At 59.5% G+C, this 18755-nt stretch carries 16 protein-coding genes; 7 read left to right on the top strand and 9 right to left on the bottom strand.

What is annotated here, in order from left to right; genetic code table 11:
• Window positions 1–309: 309 nt before the first annotated feature.
• The 6 genes from NQ050_RS04090 to NQ050_RS04065 all read right to left on the bottom strand — a co-directional run bounded on the left by NQ050_RS04090 (window position 310) and on the right by NQ050_RS04065 (window position 6782).
• Entirely contained in the window at window positions 310–1932 is a 1623-nt protein-coding gene (locus NQ050_RS04090; RefSeq protein WP_257038013.1) for a cytochrome bc complex cytochrome b subunit, read from the bottom strand.
• Complete coding sequence (locus NQ050_RS04085; RefSeq protein WP_257038012.1) at window positions 1932–3152, bottom strand: ubiquinol-cytochrome c reductase iron-sulfur subunit; 1221 nt, start codon at window positions 3150–3152, stop codon at window positions 1932–1934. Before NQ050_RS04085 ends, NQ050_RS04090 begins: the two co-directional genes overlap by 1 nt.
• Window positions 3149–4042, bottom strand: a complete 894-nt coding sequence (locus NQ050_RS04080; protein WP_257038011.1) for a c-type cytochrome — start codon at window positions 4040–4042, stop codon at window positions 3149–3151. Before NQ050_RS04080 ends, NQ050_RS04085 begins: the two co-directional genes overlap by 4 nt.
• A 97-nt stretch (window positions 4043–4139) precedes the next feature.
• Complete coding sequence (locus NQ050_RS04075; protein ID WP_257038010.1) at window positions 4140–4757, bottom strand: heme-copper oxidase subunit III; 618 nt, start codon at window positions 4755–4757, stop codon at window positions 4140–4142.
• A 481-nt stretch (window positions 4758–5238) separates the two neighbouring features.
• A complete protein-coding gene (locus NQ050_RS04070) occupies window positions 5239–5670 on the bottom strand; it encodes a cytochrome c oxidase subunit 4 (RefSeq protein WP_257038009.1) in 432 nt (143 codons plus the stop codon).
• Window positions 5671–5693: 23 nt separating this feature from the next.
• Entirely contained in the window at window positions 5694–6782 is a 1089-nt protein-coding gene (locus NQ050_RS04065) for a cytochrome c oxidase subunit II (protein ID WP_257038008.1), read from the bottom strand.
• A gap of 469 nt (window positions 6783–7251) precedes the next feature.
• On the opposite strand from NQ050_RS04065, the gene asnB reads away from it, so the two are divergent.
• Window positions 7252–9180: an asparagine synthase (glutamine-hydrolyzing) gene (gene asnB, locus NQ050_RS04060; RefSeq protein ID WP_257038007.1), complete on the top strand. Its 1929-nt coding sequence runs from the start codon at window positions 7252–7254 to the stop codon at window positions 9178–9180.
• A gap of 71 nt (window positions 9181–9251) precedes the next feature.
• Here the strand turns inward: asnB and NQ050_RS04055 are convergent, their stop codons facing one another.
• On the bottom strand, window positions 9252–9596 hold the full coding sequence (locus NQ050_RS04055) for an iron-sulfur cluster assembly accessory protein (protein WP_257038006.1): 345 nt from the start codon (window positions 9594–9596) through the stop codon (window positions 9252–9254).
• Between the two features lie 230 nt (window positions 9597–9826).
• Between NQ050_RS04055 and NQ050_RS04050 the strand changes: the two genes are divergently transcribed.
• From NQ050_RS04050 to NQ050_RS04035, 4 genes are all read left to right on the top strand, one after another.
• Window positions 9827–10522: a DUF3043 domain-containing protein gene (locus NQ050_RS04050; protein ID WP_257038005.1), complete on the top strand. Its 696-nt coding sequence runs from the start codon at window positions 9827–9829 to the stop codon at window positions 10520–10522.
• A gap of 18 nt (window positions 10523–10540) precedes the next feature.
• Complete coding sequence (locus tag NQ050_RS04045) at window positions 10541–11086, top strand: bifunctional adenosylcobinamide kinase/adenosylcobinamide-phosphate guanylyltransferase (protein ID WP_257038054.1); 546 nt, start codon at window positions 10541–10543, stop codon at window positions 11084–11086.
• 81 nt (window positions 11087–11167) lie between these two features.
• Window positions 11168–12229, top strand: a complete 1062-nt coding sequence (gene cobT, locus NQ050_RS04040; protein WP_257038004.1) for a nicotinate-nucleotide--dimethylbenzimidazole phosphoribosyltransferase — start codon at window positions 11168–11170, stop codon at window positions 12227–12229.
• A complete protein-coding gene (locus tag NQ050_RS04035) occupies window positions 12229–13059 on the top strand; it encodes an adenosylcobinamide-GDP ribazoletransferase (RefSeq protein WP_257038003.1) in 831 nt (276 codons plus the stop codon). The genes cobT and NQ050_RS04035 overlap by 1 nt, the downstream gene beginning before the upstream one ends.
• Here the strand turns inward: NQ050_RS04035 and NQ050_RS04030 are convergent.
• The gene (locus NQ050_RS04030; RefSeq protein ID WP_257038002.1) at window positions 13043–14152 is read right to left on the bottom strand and encodes a branched-chain amino acid aminotransferase; all 1110 of its coding nucleotides are present in this window, start codon (window positions 14150–14152) and stop codon (window positions 13043–13045) included. The genes NQ050_RS04035 and NQ050_RS04030 overlap by 17 nt on opposite strands.
• 173 nt (window positions 14153–14325) lie before the next feature.
• On the opposite strand from NQ050_RS04030, the gene NQ050_RS04025 reads away from it, so the two are divergent.
• Window positions 14326–15870, top strand: a complete 1545-nt coding sequence (locus tag NQ050_RS04025; protein ID WP_257038001.1) for a leucyl aminopeptidase — start codon at window positions 14326–14328, stop codon at window positions 15868–15870.
• A gap of 13 nt (window positions 15871–15883) precedes the next feature.
• Here the strand turns inward: NQ050_RS04025 and NQ050_RS04020 are convergent, their stop codons facing one another.
• Window positions 15884–16282, bottom strand: a complete 399-nt coding sequence (locus tag NQ050_RS04020) for an oxidoreductase (protein ID WP_257038000.1) — start codon at window positions 16280–16282, stop codon at window positions 15884–15886.
• 253 nt (window positions 16283–16535) lie between these two features.
• Here NQ050_RS04020 and sucB point away from each other — a divergent pair, with 253 nt between their 5' ends.
• Window positions 16536–18635 carry a 2-oxoglutarate dehydrogenase, E2 component, dihydrolipoamide succinyltransferase gene (sucB, locus tag NQ050_RS04015; protein WP_257037999.1) on the top strand — a complete coding sequence of 700 codons (2100 nt, stop codon included), beginning with the start codon at window positions 16536–16538 and terminating at the stop codon, window positions 18633–18635.
• The last annotated feature ends 120 nt before the right edge of the window (window positions 18636–18755 follow it).

The following is an 18755-nucleotide window of genomic DNA, read 5'->3' as shown; positions in this document are numbered from 1 at the left end:
TACACCACCGTTATCTACACCGTCATGTGATGTCAATCGAGAAGTAGTTACCTGAGAAAACCGAAAGACTTTGCTTCCCCACCTCACCTGAGGTCGGCCTTCACGGTTTGGTCTTCTCAGGAAGAGCGGCACAACCTAGTCCGCAGGGCACAGCTCCTTTGCCGAGAACATTGACCTGTGACCCTGCTCACATCATTGCTATTCATAGCGTTTGGGGCGTTCGCGAAGTGAATGCAGGCACACAAAAACGCCGGCCCTTTGGGGGCCGGCGTTTGAGTATTCGAGACCGTTTGGAGAGAACCGCTTGGCCTAGTGGCCCTTCTCCTCGTCGGTTGCACGATTCGCCTTCTGGAGGTTTTCGTACATCTCAACTTCTTCACGGTGGTTATCGTGCTCAATTTGAGCAGCCTTGGAGGCGATCTCCGGGGCGTCTGGCTTCAGGAAGGAGCCGCGGCCTGGGTGGCCGGAGTAGCCGAGCTGGTTCATCTGCTTTGGCACTGGAGCACCCTGGTAGTGCAGTGGCACTGGGTGGCCGTGCTCGTCCACAGGGCCGAGTGGCTGGTGAACCTCGATGAACGCACCATTTGGCAGCATCTTGATTACACCGGTCTCAATGCCGTGCTCGAGTACCTCACGGTCGTTACGCTGCAAGCCGAGGCAGATGCGGTAGGTGATGAAGTAAGCCAATGGTGGCAGCACGATCAGGCCGATACGTCCAACCCAGGTCATTGCGTTCAGGGACACATGGAAATGGTAAGCGAAGAGGTCGTTACCACCGGACAGGGTGATCAGGAAGAAGAACACAATACCCATCACACCAAGGGAGGTGCGAACTGGTACGTCGCGTGGACGCTGCAGCAGGTTGTGATGTGCGTCGTCACCAGTGATCTTCTTTTCAATGAACGGGTAACCGATCAGCAGTGCAACGAGGAGACCACAGAGCAGGGCCACCCAGAATGCGCCTGGGATGGTGTAGTTGCCCAAGTAGAGCTCCCACGCTGGCATCACACGAGCTGCACCGTCAGTCCACAGCATGTAGATATCTGGCTGGGAACCAGCAGAGACCTGTGCTGGGTTGTAAGGGCCAAGGACCCAAATCGCATTGATGGTGGTCAGACCAGCCATCAGGGCAAGCACGCCAGCAGTGATCAGACCGAAGGCAGCGGCCTTGAGGCCGAACAGCGGGAGAATGCGAACGCCAACCACGTTGTTTTCGGTGCGGCCTGGTCCAGGGAACTGGGTGTGCTTCTGGTACCACACGAGAGCCAGGTGGGCTGCGATCAGGCCGAGGATGATGCCTGGGATGATCAAAACGTGTGCAATGTAGAAGCGGTCGAGCATGATCTCAGATGGGAAGTCGCCACCGAAGATCAGCCAGTGCAGCCAGGTGCCAATGATTGGCAGGCCAACGATGATTGCGGACATGATGCGCAGACCCACACCGGAGAGCAGGTCGTCAGGCAGGGAGTAACCCATGAAGCCTTCTGCCATACCCAACAGCAGCAGCACACAGCCGATGATCCAGTTTGCCTCACGTGGACGTCGGAACGCGCCAGTGAAGAAGATGCGCAGCATGTGCACGGTCATAGAGACCATGAACATAAGTGCTGCCCAGTGGTGCATCTGGCGGACGAAGAGGCCGCCGCGAACCTCGAAGGAGATGTTCAGCGCGGTTTCGTATGCGCGGGACATTTCCACACCATTGAGTGGAAGGTATGCACCTTCGTAGATCACCTTGGTGATGGATGGGTCGAAGAACAGGGTGAGGTACACACCGGTCAGCAGCAGAATAATGAAGCTGTAGAGTGCGATCTCACCGAGCATGAAGGACCAGTGGGTCGGGAAGACCTTGTTGATCTGTCGGCGGATGCCGGCTGCGGCGGTGTACCGCGAGTCGATGTTGTTGCCGATTTCGGCCAGTTTATTGCTCATTAGGACCTACGCTCCCAGAATGCCGGGCCAACAGACTCAATGAAGTTGCCTGCGGCGACGAGGTAACCCTCTTCGTCAACGGTGATTGGTAGCTGAGGCAGTGCGCGGGCGGCTGGGCCGAAGACTGGCTTGCCGTAACGCAATGCATCGAACTGCGACTGGTGGCACGGACACAGGATGCGGTTGGTCTGCGCCTCGTAGAGGGAGGTTGGGCAGCCGATGTGCGTGCAGATCTTGGAGTAGGCGTAGTAGTCGCCGTAGTGGAAGTCTTCCTGACCCTCGCGCTCAACAACGCGAGCAGCATCGCGGGCACGGAGGCGAATCAACATCACAGCGTTGCGTGGGCCGTGGATGGAGTGCATGTGCTCCTCGTAGACCACTGCGCTGGAATCGTAGTTCTCGCCGTCGTTGACCAGGTCCGCAGGGAGCGGGAAGACGGTCTCCATGGACGCTGCATCCAGATCCTCTGGGCGCATACGCACCAAGCGGGAAACGCCCTGGGTGGTGTAGTGGGAGCCCACGGAGGTGTCGTGCTTCTCGGCGATTGCACCGGTGTCGCGGCCCAGGTAGACCTTCACGCCCTTTTCGGTGAGGGTCCAGCCGGAGGTCCACAGGGTGCCATCACCCTGAATGCCGAGCTCGCCCTTACGCCATGGGTTCTTCACCATGCCGCCAAGCGGAGCAATTACCACGAGGCCAGCAAGCAGGCCGCCAACGCCAAGGAGGGACTTCAGCAGCTTGCGGCGCCCAAGGGTGGAGGTGTTCCAGGAATCGTTGAGGAGGGCAACGATGGTACGACGGTCAACCTCATCCGACGGACCGTCGTGACGGCGCTGCACTGCGATCTCTTCTGGGATGAGCTTCTTCACAAAGAGGACTGCGCCAATGCCAAGTGCCAGGATGGCTAGGCCAGAGGTAAGGCCGAGCAATGGGGTGTAGAGGGTGTAGAGCCAGAGGCCCTCATCTCCGTGACCCTTGTACTCCCAAGGCCAGAAGAGGTAGATCGCAAGGAATGCGATGGCGGCAACGATGCCGATGCCGAACCAGATGCTGATACCGCGGGCGGCGCGCTTGTCGGCAGGATCGCCAGCAATTGGGAAACGCTCTTTGCGGTATGCAACGGTCACACCGTCAAGCTCAGTACCCAGGCGAGCAAGCTCTTCGTTGCTCATGGAGTCGAGTTCTTTGGCGGTGTACTGCTTATCAAAGTTATTACTCATGAACGAGATCCAATCCACAGTGCCGCTGCCACGAGGACAACGATGCCAACGAGCCACATGAACATGCCCTCAGCAACTGGGCCGAGACCGCCGAGGCTCCAGCCACCTGGGCTTGGGGTTTCCTTGGAAGCCTTGATGAAAGCAATGATGTCCTTCTTCTCGTCCGGGGTGAGCTGACGGTCAGAGAACTTTGGCATGTTCTGTGGGCCGGTAAGCATTGCCTGGTAGATCTCCTGCTCGTTGGCAGGGTCAAGGACAGGCGCGTACTTACCGCCGGACAGTGCGCCGCCGCGGCCGGTGAAGTTGTGGCAGGAAGCGCAGTTCAAGCGGAACAGATCGGAGCCGCGAGCGACATCGGCTGGATCAATCTGGCCGTCGTAGTTCGCACCACGCAGAGACTCCATTGCGATAGAGCCGTCTTCGTTCCATACGATGTCCGGGCCACCACCGTTTGCTGCAACGTATGCGGCAAGGGCAAGGGTCTGCTGCTCGGAGTAACGCGGAGTCTTGCGCGGAGCCTGAGCGGAGTTGCTCAGCATAGGCATGCGGCCGGAGTGCACCTGGAAGTAGGTTGCACCGGCGCCGGTGCCGACGAGTGAAGGACCGCGGTCCTTCACACCCTGGAGGTTCACACCGTGGCAGGTGATGCAAGCAACGTCGTAGAGGTCCTTGCCCTCCTGGATAAGTGCCTGATCGTCAAGCTGTGCGATGGCAACCTGAGCATCTGGGGTGACAGCATTCACGATGATGCCGGCACCGGTGAGGCCCATGGTCAGAGCGAGTGCGCCGGCAGCGGTACGGCGAAGCTTGCGGCGCTTGCGCACCTTCTGAGCCTCAGCCGAGGTCACACCGCTGGTGGACTCGATTTGAGAGTTATTGGTATCCATCATTTCCCTTTGGTCTCGAATGTTGGAAAGTGGAGGGAAGTCCTAAAACTGCCCGGAGAACGTCCCGGAACGGATTTTTGTCTTGCTGATCCGAAAAGGGTTACTGCACGAAGTAGATCGTGATGAACAGGCCAATCCAGACCACGTCCACGAAGTGCCAGTAGTAGGAAGTCACCATTGCGGCGGTTGCCTGTGCGGGGGTGAACTTTGCCTTCTGGATACGGAGCAGCACAACCACGAATGCCAGCACACCGGCCAAAACGTGTGCTGCGTGGAAGCCGGTCGTGATGAAGAAGACCGATCCGTACACGCTGGATGGGATGGTCAGGCCGTGAGTCACCAGCTCGTAGTACTCGAATGCCTGGCCCACGAGGAAGGTGGTGCCCAGCAAGATGGTGATGAGGAACCACTTGCGGAGACCAAACACGTCACCACGCTCTGCTGCGAACACGCCAGCCTGTGCCGTGAAGGAAGAAGACACAAGGATGACGGTGATCGCCAAAGCGTAAGGCACGTTGAGGTGCTCAGTACCCTCTGCCCATGAACCATTACCAACACCGTTTGCACGCGAGGTGAAGTACATCGCGAACAGTCCGGCGAAGAACATCAATTCCTGAGACAGGAACACAATCGTGCCAACACTGACCATGTTTGGCCGGTTCAGTGCTGCAACACGTTGTGGTGCTGCCATTTCTGTATTTCCAATTGCGCTCGTCACGCCTATTAGTATGGCGGCCTAGCTAGGTAAATGCACGTCTTTGCCCCCGTACTTTTGGTTGAATTTGCAGCTCAATTGCCCCCGCTGCAGCAATCTTTGATGGCAATAGAATCTGGAAAGTAGCTGGGAACTTTTTGGGACTTTCATACGACTACGCATTGCTGCAGGTCACGCACATCACAGTGTTGCATCCCCCATCCCGAGCCACGGAGGCACCATTTCGACGCATGAGAGTTATCTCACAGCTCGGATGACTGAACCCTCGCCGAGTTTCATACTTTCGGTTGAACCCACCCACCAGCGCAAACACCCCTCGCTCCCCCATGGGTGTGCGGTGCGCGACCAATAGATGAATTCTTTGGGCCCTCGGGAACTTTTTACAATCGCAATCCGACGCTGCCAGGCACGCAAAATACCCCGGCGGTTTCAGGAACCGTCGGGGCAATGTTAAAGACGTGGCGGGCGTAGCCCTTCTAGGAAACTAGTGCTTTTCCTTTGGCAGACCGTATTGCAGGTTCAGCATGGTCGTGGTCCAGATCAGGGCCACAGCACCGAGGGCGATCAGCCAGTAGTGCATGAAGATGATGCCGAAGCCGAGCAGCGCCACGGCGCCGGACATTGCGGCTGGCCAGATGGAGCTTGGGCTGAAGAAGCCCAGAGTGCCAGCGGCGTCGGAAATCTCAGCCTCTTCCCAGTCCTCCGGCAGTACGTCGATACGACGCTCCGTGAAGTGCAGGTAACCGCCGAGCATGAGGCAGAGAAGGGTGCTCAACGCAAGCGCAGTAGCACCTGCCCACTCAAGGCCGATGATGTTGCCGGAATCCTGAACATAGGTTGTGGCAATGAAGTAGATGACCGTCACGACTGCCAGGAATGCAGTCAGGGAGTACATGATCTTTGCTGATGCGTTCATGATTGATGATCCCTTCTTGCCGCTTAGGAAGCCGCGTTGTTGTCTACGAAGTTCTCACCGTCGCGGGTTGCGGTGCGGTTAGAAACGAACGGCTGGGTGGAAGTAGCGTATGGTGCCTCGCCGATAGACGCCAGGGCGTCTGCGTTGGAAGCCTCTGGGTTGTCGTAGCGGAACTGAATGTAGTCAGCGAAACGCTCTGGGGAGACTGCACGGATTTCGAAGTTCATCATTGCGTGGTAGGTACCGCACATTTCAGCGCAGCGGCCAACGAATGCGCCTTCGCGCTCGATGCCTTCAATCTGGAAGCGGCGCTCTGCATTGTTCGCCTCTGGGTTGACGTACACGTCACGCTTGAAGAGGAACTCTGGAACCCAGAATGCGTGGGACACGTCAGCAGATGCCAGGCTGAACTCAATCGGGGTGTTGGTTGGGAGAACCAAAACTGGAATCTCGGAGGTGGTACCAACGGTCTCGATGGTGTTGAAGTTCAGGAAGGAGACGTCGGACTTCGAACGGCCGTTGATTGGGTTCTCGCCGTTTTCATCCTCGCGGGAAGCAAGTGCCAGAGCCTGACGCTCTTCGTCCACACCGTTGTACTCGGAACCGGTTGGGGAAAGTTCTGCGCCGATGCGGTTGTAACCGAACTTCCAGTTCCACTGGTAGCCGGTGACGTCCACGGTCACCTCTGGGTTCTTGTTCAGCGCGGTCACCTTGTCCTGGGTCTGCACGGTGAAGAAGAACAGCGCCATCACGATCACGATTGGAATGATGGTGAGCACGAGCTCCAGGGGGATGTTGTACTGGGTCTGGCGTGGGAACTCATCCTTGCCAGCCTTCTTTGCCTTCTTGGCGCTCCAGGCGAACATGCCGTAGATGAACAGGCCCCACATGACGAAGCCGATGATCCATGCGGCAACCCACACCCAGGACCAGAAGTTGTACATTGCGGTGGCTTCAGGGGTGATGCCCTTTGGCCAGCCGAAAGCAAGGAAGTCCCCAATAAAACCACCTGGTGGCGTTACGTCACACCCTGCCAAGGCTGTACCACCGAGTGCGAGGACCGCACCGAGCATTCCCTTACGGCCCAAGCTGCGCTTTTGCTGCTGTTCCACGCGCGTCTGCCTTCCTGTTGCAATAGTTCTTTGAAACGCAGTCCCTCCGCCAACCACGCTCCCCCATTGCACTTCTTGGCTATGGGGAAACAGGGCAGAACGAAGGCACTGTGCCCACGTCTATTTACGCAGGATAGCGCATAGCCCCAGCAAAGGCGGAATGTTTTGCCAGGCTGATCCCCCCTGTGTAGAGGGCATTTTCCCAGCACCTTTTCAGTTTCCTAGCGTTCGCACAGCAAACGGCGCCTTGTACACAAAAATCCTATGAGGCATATCACAATTGAACGCCTTGGTATCAACCTTATGGATACCCTCCCCTCGTGTTGAGCAAACGCGGGGACGTCGGAAAGCTCCTGCGAGGCGGTGCGGCGCGAGAGCCGCGTCTGGGCGAGGTAGTACGCTCGTGTACGTATCTTGGCCGTAGTAGGGAATCTGAGCGGCCCAATTGACGTTTGGAAGGATGTTCACCATGTGCGGATTGCTTGGCATGTTGACCAGCAATAACAACGCCAAAGATTTTGTAGGCGCAGTGGAAAACGCCCTCCCGTGCATGTATCACCGCGGCCCCGATGAGGCCGGGACCTGGCACGATGAGCAAGCGGTGTTCGGCTTTAACCGTCTGTCCATCATTGATATTGAGCATTCACACCAGCCGCTGCGCTGGGGTCCGAGCGGCGAACCCGACCGCTACGCGATGACCTTCAACGGGGAAATCTACAACTACATCGAGTTGCGCCAGCAGCTCCAGGAAGCTGGCTATACCTTTAATACTTCCGGTGATGGCGAGCCAATCGTAGTGGGCTTCCACCATTGGGGCCCAGACGTTGTGCGACACCTGCGCGGCATGTTCGGCGTGGCCATCTGGGACTCCAAGGAACAGACACTGTTTCTTGCCCGGGACCAATTTGGCATCAAGCCGCTGTATTACGCCACCACCGATGCCGGCACGGTCTTTGCCAGCGAAAAGAAGTGCATCCTCTCCATGGCGGAGGAAATTGGTCTGGGCCTGGAGCTTGACCAACGCGCAATCGAGCACTACGTGGACCTGCAGTATGTCCCGGAGCCGGAGAGTCTGCATGCGCAGGTGCGGCGCTTGGAGTCGGGCTGCTACGCGATCGTGAAGCCTGGTCCAGGTTCGAAGGTGCAGCAGACGCGCTACTTCCGCCCGCAGTTCCCCGCGCAGCCCGTTCCCAAGGGCGCCGAGCAGGACGTCTTTGACAGGATCGCACGCGCGCTGGAGGACAGCGTGGAAAAGCACATGCGTGCCGACGTCACCGTGGGGTCCTTCCTCTCCGGTGGCATTGATTCCACCGCAATTGCCACCCTGGCAAAACGCCACAACCCAAACCTCATCACCTTCACCACCGGTTTTGAGCGCGAGGGCTACTCCGAGGTGGACGTCGCTGCGGAATCCGCCGAGGCGATCGGCGTGGAGCACGTGGTAAAGATCGTTTCCCCCGAGGAATACGCCAACGCCATCCCCAAAATCATGTGGTACCTGGATGACCCGGTAGCCGACCCCTCACTGGTGCCACTGTATTTCGTGGCGCAGGAGGCCCGTAAGCGGGTAAAAGTGGTGCTCTCCGGCGAGGGTGCTGACGAACTCTTTGGCGGCTACACCATTTATAAGGAACCACTCTCCCTCGCACCCTTTGAGAAGATCCCCTCCCCACTGCGCCGCGGTTTGGGCCAGATTGCCAAGGTGTTCCCGGAAGGTATGCGCGGAAAGTCGTTGTTGGAGCGCGGCTCGATGACCATGGAGGAGCGCTACTACGGCAATGCTCGTTCCTTTAACTTTGAGCAGATGCAACGCGTAATCCCCTGGGCTAAGCGTGAGTGGGACCACCGCGAGGTCACCGCACCGATCTACGCCCAGTCCAAGCACATGGACCCCGTGGCCCGAATGCAGCACCTTGACCTATTCACCTGGATGCGTGGTGACATCCTGGTGAAGGCGGACAAGATTAACATGGCGCACTCGCTGGAGCTGCGCGTGCCATTCCTGGACAAGGAAGTGTTCAAAGTGGCGGAGACCTTGCCTCACGACCTCAAGATCGCCAACGGCACTACCAAGTACGCCCTGCGGAAGGCCATGGAACAGATCGTCCCAGCGCACGTGTTGCACCGCAAGAAGCTGGGCTTCCCCGTGCCAATGCGGCACTGGCTGGCCGGGGACGAACTGTTTGGATGGGCACAAGACACCATCAATGAGTCCGGCACCGAGGAAATCTTTGACAAGGCAGCAGTGCTGGCAATGCTCAACGAGCACCGCGACGGCACCTCCGACCACTCCCGGCGCCTATGGACCGTGCTCGCGTTCATGGTGTGGCACGGCATCTTTGTGGAAAACCGCATCGATCCCCAGATTGAGCAACGCGACTACCCAGTGCGGCTGTAGCAGATACATACCGACGCCCCCTTGAGGCCCCATGGAATTGGGGTCTGAAGGGGGCGTTGCTGTTTTTGGGCTTAGTTGAAGGAGTCACCGCAGGCGCAGGAGCTGCCGGCATTCGGGTTATCGATGGTGAAGCCCTGGGACTCGATGGTGTCCGCGAAGTCAATGCGTGCGCCGGTGAGGTAAGGGACGCTCATCTTGTCTACCACCAGGCGGACGCCGCCAACGAGGTCCTCTTTGTCCCCATCCAGGGTGCGGTCGTCAAAGTACAACTGGTAACGCAGACCTGCGCAACCACCGGGCTGCACGGCGATGCGGAGTGCAAGATCGTCGCGGCCCTCTTGGTCAAGCAAGGACTTTGCCTTCTGAGCTGCTGCGTCGGTAAGGATAACGCCGGTGTTCGTAGACGGTGCAGTCATTCTGTGCTCCTTTTGCCAGGTGATCTGGTGCTCCGAAATTGAAAACTGAAAAAAGAATTATGTGGTGCGAGTCTACCGCGCCATCGGACATGTTGCCCACAAGAGTGTGTATGGGCAACACCTAGGGGCTGCAACCAACAAACGCTTCGAGTTATTCCCAATCTGCTTCCCGTGCAGATTCCCAATCTGGGGCAGGAAACTTGTAGCCTATAGTGCGAGGAAATTAAGTATTGAACGAGCGAGCAGACAACGAGCGAGGCAAGAGCGTGTCCCAAACGTCATCGGATTCTTCTACTTCCGGAAATTCACAAGAGACTTCAAAGGCCTACACCCCCAAGAAGGGCAAGGCCACGCCAAGCCGCAAGCAGGCGCAGGCGCAGCCAGGCACGTTTGAGTCCCGCTTCTCCCCCGGTGAGTCCTATGGTGATGTGCGCAAGCGCCGCAAGGAGCTCAAGGCCTCAATGAGCAGTGAGCAGTGGAAGGAATACAAGCGCGCCGAAAAGGAACGCCGCCGCTCCAAGCAGCGCGAGGCACAAGCCGCAATGGATCGCGGCGAAGAGCAATACCTCCTGCCCCGCGATAAGGGCCCGGAGCGCGCCTTCATCCGCGACTTTGTGGATTCCCGCCGCTACCTCAACAACATGGTGATGCCAGTGGCCATGGGCTTGCTCATCGTGATGCTCATCGGGCAGTGGGCGCCCACATTCGCCTCTGTGGTGTCCATGGTCGCTATGGGTCTTATCCTTTTGTTCTTCATTGAAGGCATCATCCTTGGCCGTCGCGCTGCAGCGGCAACCCGCCAGAAGTTCCCCAACACACAGGAAAAGGGCTTCGCTATGGGCTTCTACGCCTATGGCCGCGCCACCCAGCCTCGCCGTTGGCGCACCCCGAAGCCACGGGTGAACCTTGGCGACGAGGTCTCCTAACCCATGAGCCAGCGCCCCCTGCATACGTTGGTGCTCGGCGGTGCCCGCAGCGGCAAATCTCAATTCGCCGAATCGTTGGTGCCGGAAAGTGGCTGCACCTACCTTGCCACCGCCCGGCCGTATCCGTCGGAAGGCGGGGGGCAGTTCGACGCCGACTTCGCGGCGAGAATCGCTAGGCATGCCGCGCGCAGGCCAGCCAATTGGGTGCTCGACGAACACACGGACCTCATCGACGCCCTGAACTCACCCATCCCTGCCCACGGTAACCACCTGTTTGTGGATGACCTGGGCACCTGGCTCACCCACAAATTGGACCTGGTGGGTTGGGAGGGCCAGCGGGGCCAATTTTCTGAACTCTTTGAGCAAGTGGTACGGGGAATTGCCAAGTGTGAATCTTCCCTCACCATTGTGTCTCCAGAGGTTGGGATGGGGGTGATCCCGGAACACCCTGCTGGCAGGCTGTTTCGGGATGAACTGGGCGCACTGAACCAATTGGTCGCGCAACATTGTGACCGGGTGCTGCTGGTGGTGGCGGGCCAAACCCTCACGCTGAAGAGTCCCTAATGATCCGTCGGACTTTTCAGGCGCTAAAGTAGAGACGTTCTCAAGTTCTTCGTTACTTCACGTTTTGGAGCGCACCGTTTCATGCAGCCTTCAGATTTTTTCCCAAAGGTCGAACGCCCCAGTCAGGAGGCGGAGAAGCAAGCTCGGCAATTCCAGCTCAACCTCACCAAACCCACGGGTTCGCTGGCCCGCCTGGAGGATCTGGGGGTGTGGCTTTCCGCGTGCCAGGACCAAGTGCCGCCACGCAAGATCACCCGGCCGCGGCTGGTGGTGTTCGCCGGTGACCACGGTATTGCAACGAAGAACGTCTCCCCCTACCCCATTGAGGTTTCTATTCAGATGGCGGAGAACATTCGCCAAGGTGGGGCGGGAGTCAACGTCATTGCTAACCAGTCCGGCACGGGCGTGCGAGTGGCGGACATCTCCCTCAACCACGACGCCTGGGGGGATGAGCGCGTGAGCAAATCTTGCGGGTCGATTGACCGCGAGGACGCCATGACAGAGGAACAACTCATCCGAGCCATCGAGATTGGCAAGCGTATTGCCGACCAGGAAATTGATTCTGGCGCTGACCTCCTCATGGGCGGTGACCTGGGCATTGGAAACACCACTCCCTCTGCCGTGATCATTGGCTTGCTCACCAACCAGGAGCCAGTGGTAGTGACCGGCAGAGGTTCTGGCGTGGACGACGAAGGGTGGAAACGCAAAGTGGAAGCGGTACGCGACGCCATGTTCCGCGCCCGCAAACACCGCGGCGACGTACTCACCATGATGCGCATGGTCACCAGCCCGGAACTTGCGGCAATGGCGGCGTTCATCGCCCAAGCAGCGGTGCGCCGCACCCCAGTGCTGTTGGACGGCGTGGTGGTCACTGCAAGCGCACTGCTCGCAGAACAGATGGCGCCGGGCGCGCGCCGTTGGATGCAGGCGGGCCACCAGTCTGCGGAACCCGCACACCAATTCGCGCTGGAATACCTGGGCCTCACCCCGCTGCTCACCCTGGGCTTGCGCTTGGGTGAAGGATCCGGTGCGGCTGCGGCAGTGCCTTTGGTGAAAATGGGTGCGGACATCATGAATGACATGGCCACCTTTGAATCCGCCCAGGTTTCCGGCAAAAATGCGGTGCCAGAAGGCCGGATGTAGTGTCTGGCAAAGCCGGGTTTGTAGAAGGCGAGCACGGCCCAGCCATCCTGGAGGGCCCCGCCACTGCGCTGAGTTGGACCACCATTTTGCCCTTGCACGGCGCCACGGCCTTTGACCGCACCACGGGCGCCCGAGTGCTAGCCAGCCTGCCTGTGGCCGGAATCGCACACGGTCTTGGAGCAACCACGATCGCGGGCGCCGCAGCCTTCCTAGACACGCCCGCACTGCTCACGGCGGTGCTCATCACCGCGTTCATGGAGCTGTTCAGCAGGTTCATGCATCTTGATGGGCTTGCCGACGTAGCCGACGCCCTAGGTTCCTACGCCCCGCCCGCCCGCGCGAGGGAGATCTTGGCCGACCCCGCAACGGGGCTGATCGGCATGGCTTCAGCACTGCTTTCACTGCTGGCACAAATCGCCGGCATGGTAGCCCTGCTCGATCTGGGCTGGTGGTGGATGATGTGGGCGCCGGTGGTGTTGGCCCGGATCGCCGCGATGGTGAACTGCCACGCGCGCTTTCACCCCATGTCCCCCAAAGGGTTCGGCGCCCTGATGGTAGGCACGGTCAAGACATGGTGGATCGTGGCTTGGTCTCTGGCCTACCTTGCCGCGGCAACTCCCCTGGCTTTGGTGATGGGTGCGGGCGCTGGGGGCGTCGGCACGCTTGGTTGTGGCCTCGCTGTGCTGGGTCTGGCTGTGCTGCTCGCGCGGCACTGTGACCGCCGTTTTGAGGGCCTGAACGGCGATACCACGGGATTCATCATGCATCTGTGTGGTACCGCCGCGTGGCTGCTCATGGCCGTAGTAGCTGGAGTTATTGCGCAGGTATAAGGGTGTGCATCCAGCCGTGGGTGTCTTCCACAGAGCCGCGCTGAATGCCTGTGAGGATTTCGCGCAGTTCCATGGTGATTGGGCCGGCCTCGCCGCCGTGGATCGAAAACTCGCCGTGGTTGGAGAGCGCTCGGCCCACTGGGGTGATCACGGCGGCGGTGCCACAGGCGAAGGTCTCGCTCATTTCGCCGCTGGTGGCTTTTTGCTCCCACTCGGCGATGTCGATGCGGCGCTCCTCGGTGGTGTAGCCGCGGTCACGGGCAACCTGGAGGAGGGAATCCCTGGTGATGCCAGGCAGGAGGGAGCCGGAAAGCTCTGGGGTGACCACGTGCGCATCCGCACCCTCGCCGAGCACAAAGAACAGGTTCATCCCGCCCATCTCTTCCACGAACTTGTGCTGGATGGCGTCCAGCCAAACCACCTGATCGCAGCCCTTCTCCGCTGCCTGAGCCTGGGCGAGCAAACTGGCGGCGTAGTTTCCGGCAAACTTCGCGTCACCCGTGCCGCCCGGAGCAGCGCGCACATAATCCTCGCACAACCACACGGAAACAGGCTTGACGCCGCCGGAGAAGTATGCGCCCGCCGGGGAGGCAATCACCATGTAGGTGTAGGAATTCGAAGGGTGCACGCCCAGCGTAGACTCCGTGGAAATCATGAATGGGCGCAGGTAGAGGGACTCCTCCCCGCCAGCCGCAGGCACCCACGCTTGGTCGATCTCCACCAACTGGCGCAGGGACTCAATAAACAGCTCCTCCGGAAGCTCCGGCATCCTGATTCGCGCTGCTGAACGCTGCAGGCGCTGTGCATTCGCCTCCGGGCGGAACGTCTTAATGGAGCCATCTTCTTGGCGGTATGCCTTAATACCTTCAAAGATCGCCTGGCCGTAATGGAACACCGAAGTGGAAGGGTCAAGGCTTAGCGGAGCGTAGGGGCGAACTTTCGCATCATGCCACCCCTTCTCCTCCGACCACTCGATGCACACCATGTGGTCCGTGAAGTACTGGCCAAACCCGGGGTTGGCCAGGATTTCCGCCAGGCGCTCCGGTGGTGTTGGGGAGGATGTGCGTTCTACAGAAAAGGGAAGTGAAGTCATGCAAATAAACGTACACCTGTAGCGCGACAGAAGATCAACTTGCCACATTTCAGTAGGCTTGCCTCAAGGCTGCGTTCCACACCCGGAACCGCATTCTTGTGTTCTTGTGTTTAGCAGAAAGGATCATTGCGTTGAGTCAAGCTTCTTCATCCACAAAATCCGCAAATGTTGCGATGGGGGTACTTCCAGCCACCGGCGTTGCCACCGAGCTGGCGCTGGTGACCTCCACCAAGAAACTGCCGCAGGATCTCACCGCATTGCTCATCCCCGTTTTCAAGGGCGAGGACGGCCTTGAGCTCGCGGCGCCGGAGTTCTTCGACGAGGAAACCGCCATCGCCGTCTGGGAACTGCTCAGCGCGGTAGGCGCCACGGGCAAAGCACAGGAAGTCACGCGAATCCCCTCCGTTGAGGGTGTGGAGGCAGACTTCATCGCCGCCGTTGGCTTGGGCTCGGATGAGGAGCTTGACGACGAAGCCCTTCGCCGCGCAGCCGGCGCCGCCGCCCGCGCTCTGAAGGGCACCAACCATGTGCTCACCACATTGGGAAGTTTTGGCCTCGCGGCTGCAGTGGAAGGCATTGGCCTTGGCGCATACCACTACGTGGGTCAAAAAAGCGCTGAATCAGTACACGATGCCCCGGTGGAAAAGGTGACCTTCTTGGTTACTGGTGACAAGGAAAAACTTGCCCGTGATAAGGAAGAATTCTCCCGCGCACGCATCACCGTGCAGGCAGTGGCCACCGCACGCGACCTAGTGAACACCCCTTCCTCGCACCTCTACCCCGCCAGCTACGCGGAGTTCATCCAGGCCCTCGGCAAGGAACACGGAGTGGATGTGGAGGTGCTGGACGAAAAGGCACTGAAGAAGCAGGGCTTCGGTGGCATCTTGGCCGTGGGCACTGGCTCTGCCCGCAAGCCTCGCCTGGTGCGCATGAGCTACTCCCCCGCCAAGCGGGCAAAGAAAGCACCGAAGGTTGCACTGGTGGGCAAGGGCATCACCTTTGACACCGGCGGCATTTCCATTAAGCCGGCCGCCACCATGGACCACATGATTTCTGACATGGGCGGCTCCGCCGCTGTGGTGGCCACCGTTATCGCCGCAGCCCGCCTTGGACTCGGCGTGAACGTGACCGCGACCATTCCACTTGCAGAAAACATGCCCGACGGCGAGGCATACCGCCCAGGCGACGTGATCACTCACTACGGCGGCACCACTTCCGAGATTCTGAACACTGACGCCGAGGGCCGCCTGGTTCTGGCCGACGCCATGGCCCGCGCGAGCGAAGACGCCCCCGACTACCTCGTGGACGTGGCCACGCTGACCGGCGCACAAATGATCGCCCTGGGCACCCGGACTACCGGCGTGATGGGTGCGGAGGACTTCCGCGACAAGATTGCCGCCGTGGGCAACGCCGTGGGTGAAGGCGCGTGGCCAATGCCGATCCCTGAGGAAATCGCGCAAGACATGAAATCCCCCGTTGCGGACCTGCGCAATATCGGCACCAGCCGCTACGGCGGCATGATGGCCGCGGCGGCGTACCTCCAGGCATTTGTAGGCAAAGGCATCAAGTGGGCACACTTGGACATCGCTGGCCCGGCGTTCAACACCAGCAGCCCATGGGGATACACCCCAGGCAGGGGTACTGGTGTGCCAGTGCGCACGTTTATAGAACTGCTCAGCCAGCTCGCTGGTGACGTCGAAAATGCCCCCAAAAAGTAGGGCCTGACTGGCCCTAGAACTCCTCGCCGCTGCGACGTTGCTCAAACTCGCGGCGGCGTTGCGCTTGTTCAGCACGCTTACGCAAGATGCGATCCCGCTCGATCTTGGTGCGCATTCGCTGCGGGTAGCCGGTCTCCTCAACGTCATAGACCGGAACACCGAGGGTGCGGGCGATGACATCAATGCCCTTCGGGCCACCAATCCTGCGTCGCGTAAACTCGCCCGAGGCATCCACCAATACCACGGACATCTCATTGACCAGTGTCTCCGGCTCAATGTACGCCTCCACCAACGCATGATCACGAACCCAAGCCTTCAGGTAGGCCAGATCATGCTCGCGCACGGTCTCCCCTGGACCCCGGGCGGGCTTCAAGTTGGATCGCGGCGTTTTGCGGCCAAAGAGATGAAACACGGCCCCAATTCTAGCCACATCTTTGCGGGGTGAGGCAGCCGTAGCTCCCGACACCGCATCACAGAGGCGGGGGCAAAAGAGGGAAATATCAAGCAGGCATCCGGGGGAAGCGCTACCCTTTGGGAGTACGAACCTTTTGGACTACCCGATTCGCCCCACACCGCGGCGTATTAATTGCCACATTCCCAACTTGTGGCGGTAGTCTCTAGTGATACAAAGCAAATCGCGTGACTTACTAGGAGTTAAAACAACAATGGCACACTCCGTTGTGATGCCCGAGCTGGGCGAATCCGTAACCGAGGGCACGATCACCCAGTGGCTGAAGTCCGTTGGCGACACCGTTGAGGTAGACGAAGCCCTGCTCGAGGTTTCCACCGACAAGGTAGACACCGAGGTGCCATCTCCAGTAGCCGGCACCATCCTCGAAATCCGTTTCCAAGAAGACGACACCGTAGACGTGGGCGAGATCATCGCCATCATCGGTGAGCCAGGGGAAGGCGGTGACACAACCGCGGCGGAGGAAACCAAAAGTGAGTCCGCTGAGCCAGCCGAGTCTGCTGAGCCAGCCGAAGCAGAAGAGCCTGCGGAAGCTGCTGCGTCGCCTGCTTCTTCCGGGAATTCCACCGACGTCGTGATGCCTGAGCTCGGCGAGTCCGTCACCGAGGGCACGATCACCCAGTGGCTGAAGTCCGTTGGCGACACCGTGGAGGTAGACGAGGCCCTGCTCGAGGTTTCCACCGACAAGGTAGACACCGAGGTGCCATCCCCAGTGGCCGGAACCATCCTCGAAATCCTCTACAAGGAAGACGACACCGTAGACGTGGGCGAGGTCATCGCCATCATCGGTGAGCCAGGTCAGGGTGGTGCTGCTGCGAAGCCTGAGGCTGAAAAGGCTGAAAAGGTCGAGGCTGAAAAGGCTGAGGAGCCGAAGAAGGAAGAGGCAAAGCAGGAAGAACCCAAGGCTGCTGCCTCCGCTTCTGGTGCTGGCGCTGGTAAGTCCACCGATGTTGTGATGCCTGAGCTCGGCGAGTCCGTCACCGAAGGCACCATCACCCAGTGGCTGAAATCCGTTGGCGACACCGTTGAGGTGGACGAAGCCCTTCTCGAGGTTTCCACCGACAAGGTAGACACCGAGGTGCCATCCCCAGTGGCCGGAACCATCCTGGAGATCCTTTACAAGGAAGACGACACCGTAGACGTAGGCGAGGTTATTGCACGCGTTGGTGAGCCGGGAGATGGTGACGTCGAAAGTGCTCCAGCCCCAGCCCCAGCCCCAGCGGAAGCCGAAGCCGAAGCGGAAGCACCTGCGGCCGAAACCGAGGAACCGAAGACGGAAGAGCCAGCGGAGAAGCCTGCAGAAAAGCCTGCTGCAAAGCCTGCAGCGTCCCAGCCTTCCGGCGAGAACCTGCCTTACGTCACGCCACTGGTCCGCAAGCTCGCTGACAAGCACGGCGTGGATCTTTCCACCGTGAAGGGCACCGGCGTTGGTGGCCGTATCCGTAAGCAGGATGTGCTGGCTGCAGCTGGCGAAGGCGAGGCCCCAACCGCAAGCGCTGCTGCTTCCTCCGGTACCCAGACTGCGAACCCTCGCGCCAACTGGTCTACCAAGTCCGTGGACCCTGCAAAGGCTGAGCTGATTGGCACCACCCAGAAGGTGAACCGTATCCGCGAGATCACTGCTGCCAAGATGGTGGAGGCTTTGCAGACTTCTGCACAGCTCACCCACCTGCAGGAAGTGGACATGACCAAGATCGCGGAACTACGCAAGGCCAACAAGCCTGCCTTCCAGGAGAAGCACGGCGTAAACCTCACCTTCCTGCCGTTCTTCGTGAAGGCCACCATCGAAGCACTGGTCTCCCACCCGAACGTCAACGCGTCCTACAACGCAGAGACCAAGGAGATGACCTACCACGCAGACGTGAACGTGGCCATCGCCGTGGATACCCCACGCGGCCTGCTCACCCCTGTGATCCACAAGGCGCAGGAGCTGAGCCTCGTGGAGATCGCCAAGGCCATTGTTGAGCTCGCTGACAAGGCACGCAACAACAAGCTCAAGCCAAACGACCTCACCGGCGCAACTTTCACGATCACCAACATCGGCTCCGAAGGTGCACTGTCCGACACCCCAATCTTGGTGCCACCACAGGCCGGCATCCTCGGCACCGCAGCAATCCAAAAGCGTGCTGTAGTGGTCTCTGAGAACGGTGCAGACGCAATTGCCATCCGCCAGATGTGCTACCTGCCATTCACCTACGATCACCAGGTAGTTGATGGTGCCGACGCAGGCCGTTTCACAACCACGATCAAGGATCGCCTGGAGACCGGCAACTTTGCCGATGAGCTCGAGCTCTAGGGTGATTTAGGGCCTGGAGCCTGGAGCCTTGGGCCTAGGGCCTGGGGCCGTGCGCGCCACCCCCGGGGATTGAGAACACATGTTCGAACCAATCCCTGGGGGTGGCGCCTTTTTCATGGG

Origin of the sequence: Corynebacterium sp. 122RC1, from assembly GCF_024580955.1 — a bacterium.
Classification (GTDB): Bacteria; Actinomycetota; Actinomycetes; order Mycobacteriales; family Mycobacteriaceae; genus Corynebacterium; species Corynebacterium kozikiae.
This window is presented reverse-complemented; position numbering and strand designations above follow the sequence as displayed.

Bases quoted from the DNA above. Each gene is read 5' to 3' on its own strand.
- NQ050_RS04025 (WP_257038001.1), top strand. From the start codon at position 14,326: ATGGGGGTACTTCCAGCCACCGGCGTTGCCACCGAGCTGGCGCTGGTG.
- cobT (WP_257038004.1), top strand. From the start codon at position 11,168: ATGCAGCCTTCAGATTTTTTCCCAAAGGTCGAACGCCCCAGTCAGGAG.
- sucB (WP_257037999.1), top strand. From the start codon at position 16,536: ATGGCACACTCCGTTGTGATGCCCGAGCTGGGCGAATCCGTAACCGAG.
- NQ050_RS04090 (WP_257038013.1), bottom strand. From the start codon at position 1,932: ATGAGCAATAAACTGGCCGAAATCGGCAACAACATCGACTCGCGGTAC.
- NQ050_RS04070 (WP_257038009.1), bottom strand. From the start codon at position 5,670: ATGAACGCATCAGCAAAGATCATGTACTCCCTGACTGCATTCCTGGCA.
- NQ050_RS04030 (WP_257038002.1), bottom strand. From the start codon at position 14,152: ATGACTTCACTTCCCTTTTCTGTAGAACGCACATCCTCCCCAACACCA.
- NQ050_RS04080 (WP_257038011.1), bottom strand. From the start codon at position 4,042: ATGATGGATACCAATAACTCTCAAATCGAGTCCACCAGCGGTGTGACC.
- NQ050_RS04055 (WP_257038006.1), bottom strand. From the start codon at position 9,596: ATGACTGCACCGTCTACGAACACCGGCGTTATCCTTACCGACGCAGCA.
- asnB (WP_257038007.1), top strand. From the start codon at position 7,252: ATGTGCGGATTGCTTGGCATGTTGACCAGCAATAACAACGCCAAAGAT.
- NQ050_RS04085 (WP_257038012.1), bottom strand. From the start codon at position 3,152: ATGAGTAATAACTTTGATAAGCAGTACACCGCCAAAGAACTCGACTCC.